The sequence below is a fragment of the Vibrio pelagius genome (assembly GCF_024347575.1).
Taxonomy (GTDB): domain Bacteria; phylum Pseudomonadota; class Gammaproteobacteria; order Enterobacterales; family Vibrionaceae; genus Vibrio; species Vibrio pelagius.
In genome coordinates this window covers 2,012,078-2,031,127 of the sequence record NZ_AP025503.1, presented here as the reverse complement: position 1 = coordinate 2,031,127, position 19,050 = coordinate 2,012,078, and the positions used below count along the sequence as shown (strand labels likewise).

Sequence of the window (19,050 nt, the reverse complement as noted above, 5' to 3'; positions counted from 1 at the left end):
CACAGGGATACAGCAATGCAGACACAACGCCTAAGAATCGCAATTCAAAAGAAAGGTCGCCTAAGTAAAGAGTGCCAAGACCTACTAAAAAAATGTGGTGTTAAATTCAACATCATGGGTGAGCGCCTAGTTGTACACTCACTAAATATGCCAATCGACCTATTATTGGTTCGTGATGATGACATCCCAGGTTTGATCATGGACGGTGTTGTTGACCTTGGCTTCATCGGTGAAAATGAACTGGAAGAAGTTCGTCTCGATCGCCTCGCTCTTAAAGAGCCTGCGGAGTTCCAAACATTGCGTCGTCTTGATTTCGGTGGCTGCCGTTTATCTATCGCAATCAATAAAGACGAAAAGTACAACGGGCCGCAAGACTTAGCGGGCAAGCGTATCGCGACAACTTACCCTCAGCTTCTAAAAGCTTACATGGACGAGCAAGGTGTTGATTTCAGCACTTGTATGCTGACTGGCTCTGTGGAAGTGGCTCCTCGTGCTGGACTAGCCGATGCGATTGCTGACCTAGTTTCGACAGGCGCAACACTAGAAGCGAACGGTCTAAAAGAAGCCGAAATCATTTTCCAATCTAAAGCGACTCTGATTCAACGTACTGGTGAATTCGACGCAGACAAAACAGCACTGATTGAAAAGCTACTGACGCGTATGCAGGGTGTTCAACAAGCGAAAGAGTCAAAGTACATCATGCTACACGCTCCAACTTCTCAACTTGAGCAAATCAAAGCGCTGCTACCAGGTGCTGAAGATCCAACGGTTCTGCCTCTTTCAACGGACAAAGATAAAGTTGCAGTTCACCTAGTAAGTACAGAAAACTTATTCTGGGAAACGATGGAACAACTAAAAGAGCTAGGTGCGAGTTCAATCCTAGTATTACCAATCGAAAAAATGATGGGGTAATTCGCATGAGAACCGTTGTTTGGCAATCTTTAAGTGAATCTCAGCAAGATTCTGTACTAGAGCGTCCTGCGATTAGTGAGGGCGCAAACATCACCGCGGCTGTTTCTGAAGTTATCGCTAAAGTGCGAAGTGAGGGCGATGCTGCTCTGACTGAACTGACTGAAAAGTTTGATCGAGTAACGCCAAAATCGATCCGCGTTTCAGCGGATGAGATTGAACAAGCGAGTGCTCGTCTAACAGCAGAAATGAAGCAAGCGCTAGAGCAAGCTTACAGCAACATTGCCAAGTTTCACGAAGCGCAAAAACCGCAACCTATTAAGGTCGAGACTCAACCTGGCGTTGTATGTGAGCAGGTGACTCGCGCTATCAATACGGTTGGTCTTTACATTCCGGGTGGTAGTGCTCCGCTTCCCTCAACGGTTCTAATGCTTGGTGTTCCGGCTCAGATCGCAGGTTGTCGTAAAGTGGTGCTTTGTTCACCACCACCGATTGCCGACGAGATTCTGTACGTAGCGAAGCTTTGTAAAATTGATGAAGTGTACAATGTGGGTGGCGGCCAGGCTGTTGCCGCGATGGCTTACGGTACTGAAACCGTGTCCAAAGTCGATAAAATATTTGGCCCTGGCAATGCTTACGTTACCGAGGCGAAGCGTCAAGTGAGTAACGATTTCCGTGGTGCAGCGATTGATATGCCTGCAGGTCCTTCTGAAGTACTTGTTATCGCAGACGAAACAGCAGATGCCGACTTCATTGCTGCGGACTTGTTGAGCCAAGCTGAACACGGCCCCGACTCTCAAGTGGTATTAGTAACGCCATCACCAGTGATTGCAGACCAAGTAACGGAAGCGGTTCAGAAGCAACTCAAAGAATTGTCTCGTGCGGACATCGCGCAACAGGCGTTGGCATCGAGCCTAATCATTATTGCAGAATCGATTACGCAAGCGGTCGCAATTTCTAACTTCTACGGCCCTGAGCACTTAATTGTACAGACTAAGAGCCCGCGCGAACTTCTGCCTCTGCTTGATAATGCAGGTTCAATTTTCTTAGGTGATTGGTCACCAGAATCAGCGGGTGATTATGCATCGGGTACCAACCACGTTCTTCCAACTTATGGTTATACCAAAACCTACTCTAGCTTAGGTTTGGCAGATTTCTCCAAGAGAATGACCGTTCAAGAGCTATCAGCAGATGGCTTGAAAGGTCTCGCGCCAACGGTTGTTACCATGGCTGAAGCAGAAGGACTTGATGCACACAAACGTGCCGTAACCATCCGAGTTGAAAAACTCAATCGTGCTGAAGCATAGAATTAAAAAGAGTAAGTTGTTCATGGAAAAGCTAGCAAGAAAACAAGTTCAAGCCCTAACGCCTTATTTGTCAGCACGACGAATCGGTGGTTCTGGCGATGTGTGGCTTAATGCCAATGAGTCTCCATTTGATAACGAATATACGCTGAATCTTGCGCGTCTAAATCGTTATAGTGAGTGTCAACCAAAAGAGATGATTGAGGCGTACGCTCAATACGCGGGTGTTAACGCTGAACAGACCATCACAACTCGTGGTGCGGACGAAGGTATTGAGCTACTGATTCGCGCTTTCTGTGAGCCGGGTGAAGATGCAATCCTTTACTGTCCACCAACCTATGGAATGTACGCGATTAGCGCGGAAACTATCGGTGTTGAGCGAAAGGTTGTTCCGTTAACCACCGATTGGCAACTCGATCTCCCAGCGATCGAAGCGCAGCTTGATAACGTTAAAGTTGTATTTGTATGTAGTCCAAACAATCCAACAGGTAATCTGGTTAATCGTAAAGACATCATTAAGCTGCTGGAAATGACGCAAGACAAAGCGATTGTAGTGATGGATGAAGCATACATCGACTTTTGCCCAGAAGCCTCGACGGTGGATCTTTTGGATCAGTATCCAAACCTTGCGATCTTAAGAACGCTCTCTAAGGCGTTTGCTCTGGCTGGTTTGCGCTGCGGCTTCACGCTAGCGAATAAAGAGTTGATTGATGTGCTTCTTAAAGTTATCGCACCTTACCCAGTACCAGTTCCAGTAGCAGAGATTGCCACTCAAGCGCTTTCTCAAGAAGGGCTAGCTCGTGCGAAGTTCCAAGTGCTTGACCTTAATGCAAACCGTGCTTACCTACAGGCTGGCTTAATGGGGATGCCACAACTGACGGTGTTCGATGGTTGGGGTAACTACTTGCTCGTTAAATTCCCTGACGGTGATGCACTGTTTAAAGCGGCGTGGGACAACGGCATCATTTTACGTAATTCGCCGATCGAAGATTGTGTTCGTATCAGCGTTGGTAATCGAGAAGAGTGCGAAAAGACACTTGGTTTTATTCGAAACTTTTACCAATAGAAACAGCGATTGATTACGCGAAGTAAACAGATTGATTTGGCTTAGATGTTATTGTCTAAGCGACAAGATTTAAAATTAAAAGGAAGTTCCAGTGAGTAAACAACAGAAAATTCTATTTATCGACCGTGACGGTACTCTGATCGTAGAGCCGCCTGTCGATTTTCAAGTCGACCGTTTAGACAAACTTAAGTTTGAACCGTTAGTGATTCCTAGTTTACTTGCGCTGCAAGATGCTGGTTATCGCTTAGTGATGGTGACTAACCAAGATGGGCTTGGCACGGACAGTTACCCTCAAGAAGACTTCGATGCGCCACACAACATGATGATGGAGTTTTTCGAATCTCAAGGTGTGAAGTTTGACGATGTATTGATTTGCCCTCACTTTGATGAAGACAACTGCTCTTGCCGCAAGCCAAAACTAGGTTTGGTAAAAGAGTACCTACAAGCGGGCAAAGTCGATTTTCAAAATTCTGTTGTGATTGGTGACCGTGTGACTGACCTGCAGTTAGCTGAAAACATGGCTATTCGTGGCATTCAGTACAATCCAGATCCTAATGCCGAAGGTATGATGAACTGGCCACAAATCCTAAAAGATTTAACGGTAAAAGCGCGTGTTGCAGAAGTGGTTCGTACAACCAAAGAGACGGACATTAAGGTTGCTGTAAATCTCGATGAGACAGGCGGTAATAAGATTGATACAGGGATGGGTTTCTTCGACCACATGCTGGATCAAATCGCGACACACGGCGGTTTCCAAATGAACCTTTCGGTGAAAGGTGACCTGCACATTGATGATCACCACACAGTCGAAGACACAGCACTGGCTCTTGGTCAGGCTCTAAAAGATGCACTGGGTGACAAGCGTGGCATTGGTCGATTTGGCTTTAGCCTACCAATGGATGAGTGTCTGGCACAGTGTGCGTTAGACCTATCCGGTCGTCCGTACCTAAAGTTCGATGCGAAGTTCAGCCGTGAGCAAGTAGGCGATCTTTCGACTGAGATGGTGGTTCACTTTTTCCGCTCACTAACCGATACATTAGCGTGTACGCTTCACCTATCTTCAGCAGGTGATAACGATCACCACATCATTGAAAGCTTGTTTAAAGCATTCGGTCGTACTCTACGCCAAGCGATTAAAGTTGAAGGCAACGAGTTACCGAGCAGCAAAGGCGTACTGTAAGGAATGAACATGAAAGAGCAGAAAGTTGTCATCATCGATACTGGTTGTGCCAATGTTTCGTCGGTAAAGTTTGCCATTGAACGCCTTGGTTATGCCGTAGAGATCTCGAAAGATCCTGCTGTCGTTCTGGCTGCAGATAAACTGTTTTTGCCGGGCGTGGGCACCGCAAGTGAAGCGATGAAAAACCTTGCTGAGCGCGATCTAATTTCTCTGGTTAAACAGGTTGAAAAGCCACTGCTTGGTATCTGTTTGGGTATGCAGTTGCTAGGTAAACTTTCGCAAGAGAAAGGCCAAAAAGCCGATGAGCTAGTCGAGTGTCTAGGTCTATGTGACGGTGAAGTTCGCCTAATGAATACTGGTGATTTACCGCTTCCCCACATGGGCTGGAATACAGTGAAATCAACGCCGGAACATCCACTGTTTAAAGGCATCGAAGAGGGTGAGTACTTCTACTTCGTACACAGCTTTGCAATGCCGGTTGGTGATTACACCATCGCACAGTGCGAATATGGAAACCCATTTACCGCAGCGGTTCAAAGCGGTAACTATTACGGTGTTCAGTTCCACCCAGAGCGTTCTTCAAAAGCAGGCTCTAAACTGATTCAGAATTTCTTGGAATTGTAATAAAGGATTAGGCAGTGTCTAACGCTGCCATAAAAGGAATGTAAATGATTATTCCCGCATTAGATTTAATTGAAGGCCAAGTTGTTCGCTTATTCCAAGGCGACTACGGCCAAGTAACAGAATACAAAGTTGATCCAGCAGAACAGTTCAATCTGTATCACCAAGCGGGTGCTAACTGGCTTCACCTTGTTGATCTTACAGGCGCTAAAGACACAACCGCACGCCAACTTGACCTGATTGCTAAGTTGTTGGCTAGCACACCGGCCAACATCCAGATTGGCGGTGGTGTACGTAATGAACAAGACGTTGTCGATCTACTGGAAGCTGGTGCTCAACGCGTGGTTGTTGGCTCAACAGCAGTAAAACAGCCTGAACTTGTTAAAGGTTGGATGGAAAAGTATGGTGCCGAAAAAATCGTACTTGCTTTGGATATCAACATTGATGAAAACGGCACTCGTAAAGTCGCGATTTCGGGCTGGCAAGAAGATTCAGGTGTAACGATTGAAGCACTGATTGAAGACTACCTGACGGTCGGTTTGAAACACGTTCTGTGCACTGATATATCACGTGACGGTACGCTGGAAGGTTCTAACGTTGAGCTTTATGTTGATCTTTGTAAACAGTACCCACAAGTTCAGTTCCAATCATCAGGTGGTATTGGCAGTCTAGCTGATATCGAAGCTCTTAAAGGCAGTGGAGTCGCTGGCGTCATTGTTGGCCGCGCACTTCTTGATGGCAAGTTCACTGCAGAGGAGGCGTTTGCATGCTGGCAAAGCGAATAATCCCTTGTTTAGACGTTCGTGATGGACAAGTAGTAAAAGGCGTTCAATTCCGTAACCACGAGATCATTGGAGACATTGTTCCTCTAGCACAGCGTTATGCGGAAGAGGGTGCAGATGAACTGGTTTTTTACGATATTACTGCATCGAGTGATGGGCGTGTCGTCGACAAAAGTTGGGTAAAGCGTGTAGCAGAAGTGATTGATATTCCTTTCTGTGTTGCTGGTGGGATCAAATCAGCAGAAGATGCAGCACGCATTCTTGAGTTTGGTGCAGACAAAGTATCGATTAACTCTCCTGCATTGGCGAACCCACAACTGATTACCGACTTAGCCGATAAGTTTGGTGTTCAATGTATCGTCGTGGGTATCGATTCTTACTACGATAAAGAAACCGGTAAGTACCAGGTTTATCAATTCACGGGCGACGAAGCACGTACTAAAGCAACTCAGTGGGAAACCAAAGATTGGGTGCAGGAAGTGCAGAAGCGTGGCGCAGGTGAAATCGTACTTAACATGATGAACCAAGACGGCGTGCGCAACGGTTACGATTTAGAGCAGCTGAATATGGTTCGTGAAGTGTGTAAGGTACCGCTGATTGCGTCGGGTGGCGCTGGTGCCATGGAGCACTTTGCAGAAGCGTACAACAGAACCAACGTGGATGGAGCGCTTGCCGCTTCTGTATTCCACAAGCAAGTCATCAATATTGGTGAACTGAAGCAATATCTAAAACAACAAGGTGTAGAGGTGCGTCTATGAGTTTCGCAGCGACGGAAGTAAATACGCTGGCTGAACGTATCAATTGGGATAAGGTGGACGGTCTCGTTCCTGCAATCGTACAAGATTTTCAGTCAAGCCAAGTGCTAATGATGGGTTACATGAACCAAGACGCTCTGGCTAAAACGGGTGAAACGGGTCAGGTGACCTTCTTCTCACGTACGAAAGAGCGTCTGTGGACTAAAGGTGAGACGTCAGGCAATGTTCTACAACTGGTGAACATGTCACTGGATTGCGACAACGATACCTTGTTAGTCAAAGTGAACCCAATCGGTCCAACTTGCCACCTTGGAAATACCACTTGTTGGGATGTGGACCCGCAAGAAGAGACACAGATGGTGTGGCTTCATCAACTTGAGCAGCTATTGGCTGCCCGCAAGGACGCAGACCCTGAATCTTCTTATACTGCCAGCCTATATGCCCGTGGCACCAAGCGTATTTCGCAAAAAGTGGGCGAAGAGGGCGTTGAAGTCGCGCTTGCGGCGACGTCGGGCGATAAGGCGGAGTTAGTTTGTGAATCGGCGGATTTGATTTACCACCTAATGGTTCTGCTTCAAGATCAAGGTCTATCGATGAATGACGTAGTCAACAAGCTAAAAGAACGTCATAAATAATCGATGGTTTGACATATCGAACTAAACAAAAGCCCCTTAAACATAATGTTTACGGGGCTTTTAAGTTTCTAGTCTATTACTTAGCTTTATAAGTGGTTAAATCTTTTTATTCCGAGGAGCCTAAGCGACATCAGGAATCTCTTTCAGCAATCTAATCACTTTTTCTAGGTATTAGCCACAGCACTTCTTGTACTTCTTACCACTGCCGCAAATACACGGGTCGTTACGGCCAATCTTAAAGCTTTCTACGGTTTGGTTGAGGCGAGAGTCAATCGCCGGCTCAGATTGCTTCTGTTCTGGAAACTCACCATCGATATAGAACCAAAGGCCATTTTCTCGAACGAAGCGCGAGCGTTCATGCATGCAATACTGCGCACCTTCCTCATTGAAATAAGCTTTAAACTCAACGAAACCTTCCTCACTATTAGCGCCCGGCTGCGCATTAACCACTTCAAGTCCAGCCCAATCGCTGTTAATAGATTCGGCAATGCCTTCACGTTGTGCTTCAGCATTACAACTAGGGTGGTAGGTTTGGACTACATAATCGACTAAGCCGAGTACATGAGCGCTGTATCGCGAACGCATCAGCTGTTCTGGGGTTACAACATTGTGATGGTCTTTATGCGCTACTTCACAGCACATAGCGTAGCTCTGTTTGCTACCGCAAGGGCATTGAGACATTTATCTTATCCTATAAAAATGGCCTCTACGAAGAGGCCATTAATCTTGTCTACATGAACATTGTTGTTAGTTTAACAAAACTCAATGAGGTGATATACCCTTATGTCGTTGCTGGCGATAGCAGCTCTTGTGCCCATTGAGTTGCTTCGTCATAAGTTTGACCTAGTTGATCTTCTGTTAGCTTTAATAATTTACAAATGCGGGTCGCTTCATCCCAGCGAGCTTGTTCATAGGCAACAACCATAGCGAGTACCGCGCCAAGCACGCCTTTGCGATTTATCAGCGCCTGCTTGATCTCCTCATCAATCGGAACTGCATTCAGCACTTCTTGTAGAGGCTGGTCGAGCAGGGAATCGAGAAGAGAAAACATTCCGGTTAGAAAAGCTTGTCCAGGCTCTTCTTTAACACGCATCTTATCGATCAGTAACTCACATTGTCGAGCTCGAATGACAGCCAAGCCGTATAGCGAATCAGGTTTATCTTCTTTAGCTGATGCTATCGCGACTAAAGAGACGAACTTACGCAGCTTTTGTTCACCTAGATACACCAGCGCTTGTCGGAAGGAGCGAATGGTTGTCGCAGCACTGCCGGCAGAGTTAACGTAAGTCAATAACTTATAAGACAAGGTAACATCTAAAGTAATCAGACGTTCGACCTCATTGAAATCGATCGGCTCATTAGCGATCTCTTTGCACAATTGAATTGTGGTTAAAAATGCAGGGTTCAATGCGCGCGTTTGAATCATCTCAGGTTTACTAAAAAAGTAACCTTGGAAGTAACTGAAACCGGCCGCTTTCGCTTGTTCGTACTCTTCGTGTGTTTCGACTTTTTCAGCGAGAAATTTAATGTCAAGATCGCGCATTGTGCTCATGAACATCGAAGCTTTCTCAATAGGGACAAGTCGGATATCAAACTTAATGATTGAGACGTAAGGGAGAAAACGCTTCCACGCTTTGGTCGGTACGAAGTCATCCAAAGCGATGGTATAGCCCGCGTCATAGATGGTTTTGATTGCTTCTAACAGCTCATCTGTCGGCTCACAGTCTTCAAGAACCTCAACGACCAAACTCTCTTTTGGAAAGAGTGTTGGTACAAGGTTGATTAAGCTGGTATATGGGAAATTAACAAAACCTAATTTATCCCCTAACGTATTGTAGTGGGTAGACAAAAAATGGTCTGACAGTAAGCGACTGGTAGCAAGCTCAGGCTCGACCTCTGGAAAGGTATTCTTAGGGCCGTCTCTAAAAAGTAACTCGTAACCTAAGGTTTTTTTATCAATATCAAGTATTGGCTGGCGTGCTACGTATGAATATTTCACTTAGTATTGCGTTCGGTTTAGTTTTGATAGTGTGATGATATCTAATTCTGAGGAAATTACCATACACAATCATAGAAAGTACAACCCATCATGGTAAAGCTTATGAAATAATAAGATTATGTATGAAATCGGTTGCTAAACTGTCTCGATTGCAGCTCAAATCCATCTGGTTTCATTACCAAAACAGAACCTTGCGTATACCAATCACCTAGCACAACTCGAGTCTGAACTTGATTATCAGCGTTTTCAAAGCGATGTACATTCGGGCGGTGAGTGTGGCCATGAATCATCAGGTCTACCTGATTATCTTTCATTACTTTCTCGACTTCGGATTGGGTGACATCCATGATATCGAGTGACTTCGTCTGTTTGTCGTCTTTGATATCTGACTGCACTTTGGCAACAATCTTCTTTTTAATGAAGAAGGGAATTCGGTTGAATATCCATTGTAACCAAGGCTGGTGGACTTTTTCTCTGAATGCGAGGTATTTAACATCCTCAGTGCAAAGTGTGTCGCCGTGGAGAACCACCGCTTTTTGACCATAAATATCTATCACTTCGACTTCTTCGAGAAGTTGTACACCTGTTTGCTTGGCGAAACGCTTGCCGACTAAAAAGTCGCGATTACCCTGAGTAAAGTAGCAAGGTACACCGTGAGCAACCAAGTCGACAAACGCCTGACGAATCGATTGTGCAAAGTCGCTGGTATCATCATCTCCAATCCAAAACTCAAACAGGTCTCCCAACACATAGAGTGCATCGGCTTCTACAGCTTCATTCTTCATGAACGTTAAAAAACACTCGGTTATGTCTGGTCGAGAAGGGGTAAGGTGCAGGTCTGAAATAAAATATGTTTTCATACAGTTTTAAAAAAAGGGAGCGAGTGCTCCCTTGTCCTAATTATTGATGTATCAATGGTGAATACGAATCGAAGGCTAAATTAAGCTTCGATTGTTGTACCAGTGATGATCACTTCTTCTAGTGGTACGTCTTGGTGCATACCCATAGAGCCAGTGCTAACACCTTTAATTTGGTTTACTACGTCCATGCCTTCAACTACTTCAGCGAATACACAGTAACCCCAACCATCTAGGCTTTCGCTACGGAAATCTAGGAATTTGTTGTCGTTAACGTTGATGAAGAACTGAGAGCTTGCAGAGTGCGGTTCCATTGTACGAGCCATTGCTAACGTACCGACTTTGTTGCTTAGGCCGTTATTTGCTTCGTTCTTGATTGTCGCGCGAGTTGCTTTCTCTTTAAGGCCAGAAGTCATGCCGCCGCCTTGAATCATGAAACCATCGATAACACGGTGGAATAGTGTGTTGTCGTAGAAACCGTCACGGCAATACTGTAGGAAGTTTGCGCTTGTTTCTGGTGCTTTTTCTTCGTTTAGTTGAACTTTGATGTCACCAAAATTTGTGTGAAGGATGATCATGATTGTTACCTTACTGTCTTTTTTAATATGAAAAGCGATTCTAGCCTAGTTTGATTGAGTTTCAAAACACGAAATCATCAATGGATAACAAGGAGTTTAGTTGATTCGACGGTGAAAGGTATTACCTAATAACTAATGACTTGTTATACTGCGAGTCTTATTTCGATTCATCCACAATATAGATAGAGATCATGTTGAAGATATATAACACACTCACAAGACAGAAAGAGGAATTCAAACCAATTACAGCTGGCAAAGTCGGCATGTATGTCTGTGGGGTAACCATTTACGATCTCTGTCACATCGGTCATGGCCGTACCTTCGTCTCTTTTGACGTTGTGTCTCGTTACTTACGTTACCTTGGTTATGACCTAACATTTGTTCGTAATATCACAGATATCGATGACAAAATCATCAAGCGTGCAAACGAAAATGGCGAATCTTGTGACTCGCTAACAGAACGTCTAATCGGCGAAATGCACGCAGACTTTGATGCGCTAAATATGAAGCGTCCTGATGTTGAGCCTCGTGCGACAGAGTTCATCACTGAAATCATCGAGTTGGTTGAAACCTTGATTGCTCGTGGTTTCGCGTACGTAGCGAGCAACGGTGACGTAATGTTTGAGGTTAAGAAGTTTGACGAATACGGCAAACTATCTAAGCAAGACCTTGATCAGCTGCAAGCGGGTGCTCGTGTTGATATTGAGTCAGCAAAACGCAGCCCACTAGACTTTGTTCTTTGGAAGATGTCTAAGCCGGGTGAACCAACATGGGAATCACCATGGGGCCCAGGCCGACCAGGTTGGCACATTGAGTGTTCTGCAATGAACTCTTCCATTCTAGGCAATCACTTCGACATTCACGGTGGTGGCTCGGATCTACAGTTCCCACACCACGAGAACGAAATTGCGCAATCTTGCTGTGCACACGGCACCGACTATGTAAACACATGGATGCACAGTGGTATGGTAATGGTCGACAAAGAGAAGATGTCTAAATCTCTAGGTAACTTCTTTACGATTCGTGACGTTCTAGGTCACTACGATGCAGAAACAGTACGTTACTTCCTAATGTCTGGTCACTACCGCAGCCAGCTAAACTACAGTGAAGATAACCTTAACCAAGCACGTTCAGCACTAGAGCGTTTATACACGTCTCTGCGTGGTCTTGACCTAACCGTTGCGCCTGCAGGTGGTGAAGAGTATGTGACTCGCTTTACAACCGCGATGAACGACGACTTCAATACGCCAGAAGCTTACTCAGTACTGTTCGACATGGCACGTGAAGTTAACCGCCTGAAGACAGAAAACCTAGAGAAAGCAAGCGAGCTTGGTGCGCTGATGCGCGAACTGGCTGATGTGATCGGTATCCTTCACCAAGAGCCTGAGTCTTTCCTTCAAGGTGGTACTGGCGATGATGACGAAGTTGCTGAAATCGAAGCTCTGATTAAACTGCGTAACGATTCTCGTGCTTCGAAAGATTGGGCTAATGCCGACCTTGCTCGTGATAAATTAAACGAATTAGGTATTATCTTAGAAGACGGCCCAGAAGGCACAACTTGGCGTCGTAAGTAATCTTATAAAAAGGGCTGATTTTCAGCCCTTTTTTCTAGCAAAAATTCTCTAATTTCATCTTTTCTATATTCAACTTTATTAAACAGGAATATTTCTGTGGCTCAGATGTATTTTTATTACTCTGCGATGAACGCGGGTAAATCAACAACGCTCTTACAGTCTTCTTTTAATTACCAAGAGCGTGGAATGACTCCCGTAATCTTCACTGCGGCGTTAGATGACCGTTATGGTGTTGGAAAAGTGAGCTCACGTATCGGGCTACAATCGGAAGCGCAACTGTTCAAAGCGGATACGGATCTATTCCAAGCTATCATGGCACTGAACGAAGAAGAAAAGCGCCACTGTGTTCTGATTGATGAGTGTCAGTTCCTATCGAAAGAGCAGGTTTATCAATTGACTGAGGTAGTGGATAAACTGCACATTCCTGTGCTGTGTTATGGTTTAAGAACCGACTTCCTTGGTGAGCTATTTGAAGGCAGTAAATACCTACTGTCTTGGGCAGATAAATTGGTTGAGCTTAAAACTATTTGTCATTGTGGTCGTAAAGCAAATATGGTGATTCGCACTGACGAACATGGTGTGGCGATTGCAGAAGGAGATCAGGTTGCGATTGGTGGCAACGATAAATACGTCTCTGTGTGTCGTTTGCACTACAAAGAAGCGCTGGGTAAATAGTCCCAATTGAACGAACAAAACGGTGGCTCTCAAAGCCACCGTTTTTTATGTCTAAAGCAATCTGTCTAATCATGATTAAGCTTCAAATCCCACTCTTTTAAGCTGCTGATAGGCTAACTCTACGTCTTCTGGGATCGGAAGAGCGATTTGAAAACCTAATCTTGGGTATGCTTTGATCCGCTCGAAATCTGCGATTAATGCGCCTAACACCATCTCCAAGGGTATCTCTTCATTATAGTACTCTACCCAGTGTTGCCTTTGAGATGTCACTGTAATCTGTGCGTCTTTATCCGGCCACTGCTGTTTGAAGGTGGCATAGGTTCGCTTCTCCATAAATGGCTTCTGAACCAAGGTTAGTTGTTTAGGAATCTCCCCTAAATTCTTAAGTAATTCATAGGTAAAACGTACATTTTCGCCAGTATTACTTGCTTGCGTTTCGACGATAATTGCGGAACCGGGAACACCACAGTCGCGAGCGATGGTGGCAAAGGTTTCTGCTTCGCTTTGATTGAACTGACCTTCGGTGAATCGTCCTACACCTCCAGAAAAAACGATATAGGGAGCTATCCCTTGCTTGAAGAGTTGTGCAGCGTATTCAGCGACTCGAGTGTCGTTGCTACATAAAACAAAGATACAATCAGACGGTGATGGTGTATCACCAACCTGCATATAATCCCATAAAATATCAATAGCTCGGTGTAGTTTAGTCATCAAGTGCATCCAAGGTAGAGTTATATTTGAATGAGAAACCTAAGCTAGAAATTTTCTCTGACGAGACTTTTTTATCCGGTGTATCGACAATTGGGGGTAAGGGCTCTTTGCTGTTCGCACTTTTCAACGCTGCGGCATAGAATTCAGCTTTACTGACGGTATTAGGGGTTGTGACATTGACCACTTCATTGTGGAGTTGCGTGATTGCGAAATCGACACCACGAATTGCATCATCTAGGTGCAGCATATTGGCTGGCGCTTGAGTGCTTACTTGTTTTAACTTGCTAGCAAAGCGAGAAGGGTGGCGATTGGGACCAATCAATCCACTAAAGCGTAGCACAGTGTAATCAATGCCTGAGTCGATAACAGATTGCTCAGCCGTCAGCATGATCTTAGCGTTGTCAGAAAATGGATAAGTTGACGAGTTATTTGCGGTCAATAGCGACGCGTCACTCTCATGAATGGTGCCAGGCTTCTCAGGATACACCGTGGTAGAGCTCACCATAATCAGCTTCTTTATATTCGCTTTTTGGCTCGCTTCTACTAGCTGCTGCCAATGGCGAGCGTAATCTTTTCCTGCGCCCTTTCTAAATCCCGGTGGGAAACTACCTATTACTATCTCAATGTTATTTTCAAGAAGCAGAGAATAGAGCTGAGATACGTTATCCGCATTTTCACTAAAGGAAAATTCGACCCCGGATATTTGTTGCTGTTTAAGCTCTTCCACACCTATGGGGCTTGTCTTTGTTGCGACAACGCTGTGTCCGTGACGGCCTAGATGATCCGCTAAAGGGGCGCCAACCCAACCCGCTCCTAGGACTAGTATAGATGCCATAAATTCCTCACTTCCTTTACTGATATCGTCGGGTGACTCGACCTTACAATCTGTCTGAATCCCTTCTTTAAGCCTAACAAACCTTTATAAAAAAATGAAAATCCCATAAATGAAAAAACTCCATTGCCGAAGCGAATGGAGTTCTTAGAGATATGATGTTTATTTTAGGATACGAAGCAGCTTGTCAGCACGCTCTGCGGTTTCAATACCCTCATCGGTGAGGTATCCACCGTCTGGCTGAGTACAAAGGCCCTTGGCGAACAAGCGTTGTACCGCTTCTTTCATTTCAGAAGAAGCGTCTTGATGCACCTTAATGCCGGTCGCGGCACTGCTTACATCAAACTGAAGAAGAAGGTTTAAATCTGCAATGTGTTCAGTAGTGTACTTCATAATTGACCTATTAATTTTAATGTCTTCTGTTTTCACAATAGTGCGCAATGATAGTGCAGGCAATAGGAAATCAAGAGAATTGATAACTGATACCAAATTGGGTATTTAATCAACGCATAGCTTGATATATTGAATTAAATTGGCTGAATTACATTCATTTAAGCAATGGGTGATGTTCATTTTTAGACGCTTATAATATATTGGACTAACAAAAATCTAATAGCACCGAATTGGTGTGAATTATATAAAAAGGAAAAGGTCAGTGAGAGCCAAGAAGATAGCTTTAGTGGTGGGTATGCTATTGGGTGTTGCTGGGTGTCAGAGCACGCCAGCAGGTCAAAGTGATACGAGCCAAGCAACGAATAAGGATGTTCAAGCGTCCAGTGAAGTACGTTTGTTTGATTCAATTCAAACAACCTACACTGAATGGGAAACTAAGCTAGAAGCGCACTCACAATACGCACTGTATGCACCTGAAAACTACAAAGAGTTGTTGGGAGCTTGGTCGGACGCGCAAGAGATTTATGCAGATATCGTTAAAGATCAAACATTGATTGCAGACAGTTATTCAATCTTCTCAAGTCAGACGTACGCTCAGGCGTTTGATGAGAAAATTGAAACGGTGAAGTCCAACTACGAATCGATCCTACTATTAAAAGACAAAGCAGACCAAGTACTGGCAGACTCCATTGCGCAGATGGATTATTTGAAGCTACTCGGTGCAGATACCATGTTTAAGTCGAATTACAAACGACTGCATTCAGAGTATCAAGAGTTGTTCAATTATGTATTAGTTGATGAGTTGGAAGACGCTCAAGAAGCACAGGTTGAGTTTTTGAATAATGCCCGTGTACTTGAAGTGAAAGTTGCACATAAAAAATACATTGTTCCTCTAAAAGAGAAGTTAGAGCTGTTAGAAGACGAAGATTTTCATGAAGTGGTGCCACTCACTTTTGCCAAAGCAACTTCACAAATTGAACTCGCAGAAAGCAAAGTAAAGGCCACTCCGCGTGAGAAGTCGATCATCCAAGATGCAATCTCAGCCGCAGAGTTTGAGCTGAACCATGTTCGCAGTGTCGCTCATGAAGTGAAATTGCTCGCGAGTATTAAAGATGACAAGTTTGAACAAGCGGTCTTGAATGCTGAAAATCAGTTACTCAATATTTCGAAAGCGGTTAATGAACAAGATTATCGTGATGTTGGTTTACGTCTTCAATCAGAGAAGATTGTTGCGAGCATTAAAAAACTAAAGAGTTCAGATTTAACGTCTGAACTTACTCAAGAGATTGAATCTCTAACGGCAAAGCTGGCCAAGTTAGAAACTGAAAACCAACGCCAGGCACAGCAGCTTATTGATGCGAGTAAGCAGAGTGAGTTACTGACAAAGCAGGTTTCAAAAAGCGATGCTCATATCAAGAGTTTGGAAGACTTGGTCTCGAGCTTGAAATTGCAAGCGAGTGGAGTTTCAACTGAGCCAGTGGCACAACCAGCGGTTGAAGCTGTAACTGCGCCGGCAGCCGACGAAGCTGCATCAAAGGTTGAAACTGTCGCAGAAATTGAAAACTCGTAGCGACCAACAAATACAGTTGTACCCAATCCTAAAAGCGCCCTCGGGCGCTTTTTTACTTTCTATTGATCTGCGTCAAAATTTTCCTTTCGGAGGAGGCTAGGTATCGAATTAGCGCATAGTATTTTTATTCATCTTTGTTTAAGTAATTGAATTTAAAATATTTATTATATTGTTGAGTTTTTTCTGAGAATTGAATGGTGACTTCCGGCTAATCCTAAAGTCGTATGTTTTTCTCCAAATCCTATCTGTTTTTTGAATGAGAGCTGGATCACGATAATTCACGTTAAAATTAGCACTTGAAATACAAAATAAAAGAGAGGATTATCGCGCTCCCGACGACATGTTTCAAAATGTAAACAACCATGAACCTAAATCAATTTGACTCATTATTACCGCCCCAAATGGCTGAGCGCGCTGCAGATATCGGCGTAGGTAAAGCAACTAAAGATCCAATTAAATCTTTCCTATTGGCAATCTCTGCTGGTATTCATATTGGTATCGCCTTTGTGTTCTATACCATAGTCACGACAGGAGCAGGTGACTTGCCTTGGGGTATTACTCGCTTAATTGGTGGTCTTGCCTTTAGTTTGGGGCTTATTTTAGTGGTCGTAACCGGTGGTGAACTGTTCACCAGCTCAGTACTGACGTTAGTTGCGAGAGCAAGTGGTAAGATTTCATGGGCAATCTTAATTAAAAACTGGGCGACAGTGTATATCGGTAACCTGATTGGTGCCTTGTTGCTGGTGGCTTGTATGCTTTTGACTAAACAATACATGTTTGATCATGGTCAGGTAGGTTTAAATGCAATGGCCATTTCTCAACACAAGCTTCACCATGATTTTATTCAAGCCGTAGCGCTAGGCATCATGTGTAATGTCCTTGTGTGTATTGCCGTATGGATGACATTTAGTGGCCGCACTCTGACAGACAAAATTGCCGTTATGATTCTACCTGTGGCGATGTTTGTGTCGGCGGGCTTTGAGCACTGCATTGCGAACATGTTTCAAGTCCCTTTGGCTATCGGTATCAAAACATTTGCACCAGCTGAATTTTGGACGATGACTGGAGCGAACCCAGCCGATTACGTTGACCTAAATATGATGGATTTTTTAGTCAATAACCTACTGCCTGTGACAATCGGTAATATTATCGGTGGTGGTATTTTTGTCGGTATGTGGTACTGGTTAATTTATCTGCGCGACTGATTTTGTCTCTCTTAATCACGGTTTCTTACGGCTCACTTCGGTGAGCCGTTTTTTATTGTGGACAAACAAACTAGCTAGCGGAGTGCCGACGTCGCCCAAAATAACATCCATTTGGTAACGTACCTCTATATATCCTTGAAAAGGGGAGAAATGCACTCATTTGGAGAGTTGACAAGCCGAATCTAGTAGGGGCAACCTGATTAGATTTGGTTATCCACAATTTCTGTGGATAACCTGTCTTAAACTCCGTGAGTAACCCAATTGATAAGGATCAAAAGGGTGATCAAGTATTATTTTTGATCGTCGCTTTTACGCGTCCCTCTTTCGTGAGGGTGGTTTTAAGCGACAGACTTAAGGCTACTGCAAGTGAAGTGCTCATCATAATGAAGATAGCGAGCATGATCATCAGTTGATACTTGATGGCAATCATAGGAGAAGCGCCTCCTAAAATTTGGCCTGTCATCATACCTGGAAGGGTCACAAGTCCTATTGTTGCCATAGAGGCCATGATCGGAGACATGGCCTTTCGCATTGCATTTCGAACAAATGGCGCTGACGCGTAGGTAGGAGACGCTCCTAGCGCGATTGCAGCTTCATATTCCGACTTCTGAGTTTCAAAGGCACCGAATAAGTTTTGTAGCGCCACAATATTACTGCTCAAACTATTGCCAAGCAGCATTCCTGCAATGGGTATCAAATACTGTGCACCAAATAAAGGTGTTGGCTTGATGATATAGAAACAGATGAAAAGTACGATAGGAATGCAGGTAATGGACAGTCCGGTTGCGATGGGTAATAAGAGCAGCTTTCTTGGTAGCTTTGCCTTTTCAACAATTGAACTAGCACCGACGACTATCATGATGCTTAACCAAAGAAGGTTGATCCACACACTGTCGAGTCCAAATAGATACTCAAGGTACAAGCCTACGAGAAATAGCTGAACAGCCATTCGCACAATACTGATGCTGGCTTCTTTTGCGAGTCCGAGTTTGAAGTGGTGATTGATGCCAATGGGAAGGATCAGTAGTGAACTAAAGAGTAATAGCTGCCACCATGAGATATCAATAACGTCTTGCATAAAGCTTCCTTATCTAGTCCCTCTATATTATCTAAAACTCCGCTCGATTTCATTTTCTGCCAATGAGATGTTGGTGCGTTTTTGCAGCAAAAATTTAACAAATATGGCACATAAATCTCGCTGTTTGCGTCTAATTTGGCTACTACTTAGTAGGTAAAAGGTTACAAGTGGTTACTTGTTTGTTGGGTTTTTGTGTTGATTTAACAATTGATTAATCTGCTTAATTCTTCACATTTGTTAATACTTTTTAATATGTTTCTTTAACTGAAAACAACTCTGGATGAGCTCAAAAAAGTATTGATTAGCAAGGGCTAAGAGCATTGATT

At 44.2% G+C, this 19,050-nt stretch carries 20 protein-coding genes; 12 read left to right on the top strand and 8 right to left on the bottom strand.

Annotated features, from left to right (window positions below; genetic code table 11):
* Positions 1 to 15 precede the first annotated feature (15 nt).
* The 8 genes from hisG (at position 16) to hisIE (ending at position 7,252) form a co-directional block, all read left to right on the top strand.
* Positions 16 to 912, top strand: a complete 897-nt coding sequence (hisG, locus tag vsple_RS08780) for an ATP phosphoribosyltransferase (RefSeq protein WP_255230443.1) — start codon at positions 16 to 18, stop codon at positions 910 to 912.
* Complete coding sequence (hisD, locus tag vsple_RS08775) at positions 912 to 2,216, top strand: histidinol dehydrogenase (protein ID WP_261883157.1); 1,305 nt, start codon at positions 912 to 914, stop codon at positions 2,214 to 2,216. The genes hisG and hisD overlap by 1 nt, the downstream gene beginning before the upstream one ends.
* A gap of 22 nt (positions 2,217 to 2,238) precedes the next feature.
* Complete coding sequence (gene hisC, locus vsple_RS08770) at positions 2,239 to 3,279, top strand: histidinol-phosphate transaminase (protein ID WP_261881773.1); 1,041 nt, start codon at positions 2,239 to 2,241, stop codon at positions 3,277 to 3,279.
* A 91-nt stretch (positions 3,280 to 3,370) separates the two neighbouring features.
* A complete protein-coding gene (gene hisB / locus vsple_RS08765) occupies positions 3,371 to 4,459 on the top strand; it encodes a bifunctional histidinol-phosphatase/imidazoleglycerol-phosphate dehydratase HisB (RefSeq protein WP_032552102.1) in 1,089 nt (362 codons plus the stop codon).
* 9 nt (positions 4,460 to 4,468) lie between these two features.
* Positions 4,469 to 5,083, top strand: coding sequence for an imidazole glycerol phosphate synthase subunit HisH (gene hisH / locus vsple_RS08760; RefSeq protein ID WP_255230446.1), 615 nt, complete (start codon positions 4,469 to 4,471; stop codon positions 5,081 to 5,083).
* 44 nt (positions 5,084 to 5,127) lie between these two features.
* A complete protein-coding gene (gene hisA / locus vsple_RS08755) occupies positions 5,128 to 5,865 on the top strand; it encodes a 1-(5-phosphoribosyl)-5-[(5-phosphoribosylamino)methylideneamino]imidazole-4-carboxamide isomerase (protein ID WP_032552104.1) in 738 nt (245 codons plus the stop codon).
* Positions 5,847 to 6,620 (top strand): imidazole glycerol phosphate synthase subunit HisF, encoded by a 774-nt coding sequence (gene hisF / locus vsple_RS08750; protein ID WP_261881772.1) that lies wholly within the window; start codon positions 5,847 to 5,849, stop codon positions 6,618 to 6,620. The genes hisA and hisF overlap by 19 nt, the downstream gene beginning before the upstream one ends.
* Positions 6,617 to 7,252 (top strand): bifunctional phosphoribosyl-AMP cyclohydrolase/phosphoribosyl-ATP diphosphatase HisIE, encoded by a 636-nt coding sequence (hisIE, locus tag vsple_RS08745; protein ID WP_255230447.1) that lies wholly within the window; start codon positions 6,617 to 6,619, stop codon positions 7,250 to 7,252. Before hisF ends, hisIE begins: the two co-directional genes overlap by 4 nt.
* A 171-nt stretch (positions 7,253 to 7,423) precedes the next feature.
* Here the strand turns inward: hisIE and vsple_RS08740 are convergent, their stop codons facing one another.
* The 4 genes from vsple_RS08740 to vsple_RS08725 form a co-directional block, all read right to left on the bottom strand.
* Positions 7,424 to 7,933 (bottom strand): YchJ family protein, encoded by a 510-nt coding sequence (locus vsple_RS08740; protein WP_261881771.1) that lies wholly within the window; start codon positions 7,931 to 7,933, stop codon positions 7,424 to 7,426.
* A gap of 100 nt (positions 7,934 to 8,033) precedes the next feature.
* Positions 8,034 to 9,251, bottom strand: a complete 1,218-nt coding sequence (locus vsple_RS08735; protein ID WP_261881770.1) for an EAL and HDOD domain-containing protein — start codon at positions 9,249 to 9,251, stop codon at positions 8,034 to 8,036.
* 116 nt (positions 9,252 to 9,367) lie between these two features.
* Positions 9,368 to 10,111: a UDP-2,3-diacylglucosamine diphosphatase gene (gene lpxH / locus vsple_RS08730; protein WP_261881769.1), complete on the bottom strand. Its 744-nt coding sequence runs from the start codon at positions 10,109 to 10,111 to the stop codon at positions 9,368 to 9,370.
* An 80-nt stretch (positions 10,112 to 10,191) separates the two neighbouring features.
* On the bottom strand, positions 10,192 to 10,686 hold the full coding sequence (locus vsple_RS08725) for a peptidylprolyl isomerase (RefSeq protein WP_032552110.1): 495 nt from the start codon (positions 10,684 to 10,686) through the stop codon (positions 10,192 to 10,194).
* Between the two features lie 191 nt (positions 10,687 to 10,877).
* Here vsple_RS08725 and cysS point away from each other — a divergent pair, with 191 nt between their 5' ends.
* Together cysS and vsple_RS08715 are read left to right on the top strand one after the other, a co-directional pair.
* Positions 10,878 to 12,260, top strand: coding sequence for a cysteine--tRNA ligase (gene cysS, locus vsple_RS08720; RefSeq protein ID WP_255230451.1), 1,383 nt, complete (start codon positions 10,878 to 10,880; stop codon positions 12,258 to 12,260).
* A 96-nt stretch (positions 12,261 to 12,356) separates the two neighbouring features.
* The gene (locus tag vsple_RS08715) at positions 12,357 to 12,935 is read left to right on the top strand and encodes a thymidine kinase (RefSeq protein WP_255230452.1); all 579 of its coding nucleotides are present in this window, start codon (positions 12,357 to 12,359) and stop codon (positions 12,933 to 12,935) included.
* Between the two features lie 75 nt (positions 12,936 to 13,010).
* Here vsple_RS08715 and vsple_RS08710 read toward each other — a convergent pair whose 3' ends face one another.
* The 3 genes from vsple_RS08710 to vsple_RS08700 all read right to left on the bottom strand — a co-directional run bounded on the left by vsple_RS08710 (position 13,011) and on the right by vsple_RS08700 (position 14,871).
* A complete protein-coding gene (locus vsple_RS08710) occupies positions 13,011 to 13,646 on the bottom strand; it encodes a YdcF family protein (RefSeq protein WP_261881768.1) in 636 nt (211 codons plus the stop codon).
* A complete protein-coding gene (locus vsple_RS08705; RefSeq protein ID WP_261881767.1) occupies positions 13,639 to 14,481 on the bottom strand; it encodes an NAD-dependent epimerase/dehydratase family protein in 843 nt (280 codons plus the stop codon). Before vsple_RS08705 ends, vsple_RS08710 begins: the two co-directional genes overlap by 8 nt.
* Before the next feature lie 159 nt (positions 14,482 to 14,640).
* Positions 14,641 to 14,871: a TIGR02647 family protein gene (locus vsple_RS08700; RefSeq protein ID WP_255230454.1), complete on the bottom strand. Its 231-nt coding sequence runs from the start codon at positions 14,869 to 14,871 to the stop codon at positions 14,641 to 14,643.
* 262 nt (positions 14,872 to 15,133) lie between these two features.
* Here vsple_RS08700 and vsple_RS08695 point away from each other — a divergent pair, with 262 nt between their 5' ends.
* Both vsple_RS08695 and focA read left to right on the top strand, forming a co-directional pair.
* A complete protein-coding gene (locus vsple_RS08695; protein WP_261881766.1) occupies positions 15,134 to 16,441 on the top strand; it encodes an ATPase in 1,308 nt (435 codons plus the stop codon).
* Between the two features lie 362 nt (positions 16,442 to 16,803).
* Positions 16,804 to 17,646 (top strand): formate transporter FocA, encoded by an 843-nt coding sequence (gene focA / locus vsple_RS08690; protein ID WP_261881765.1) that lies wholly within the window; start codon positions 16,804 to 16,806, stop codon positions 17,644 to 17,646.
* Between the two features lie 283 nt (positions 17,647 to 17,929).
* Here the strand turns inward: focA and vsple_RS08685 are convergent, their stop codons facing one another.
* Positions 17,930 to 18,724 carry an ABC transporter permease gene (locus vsple_RS08685; protein WP_261881764.1) on the bottom strand — a complete coding sequence of 265 codons (795 nt, stop codon included), beginning with the start codon at positions 18,722 to 18,724 and terminating at the stop codon, positions 17,930 to 17,932.
* Positions 18,725 to 19,050: the final 326 nt, after the last annotated feature.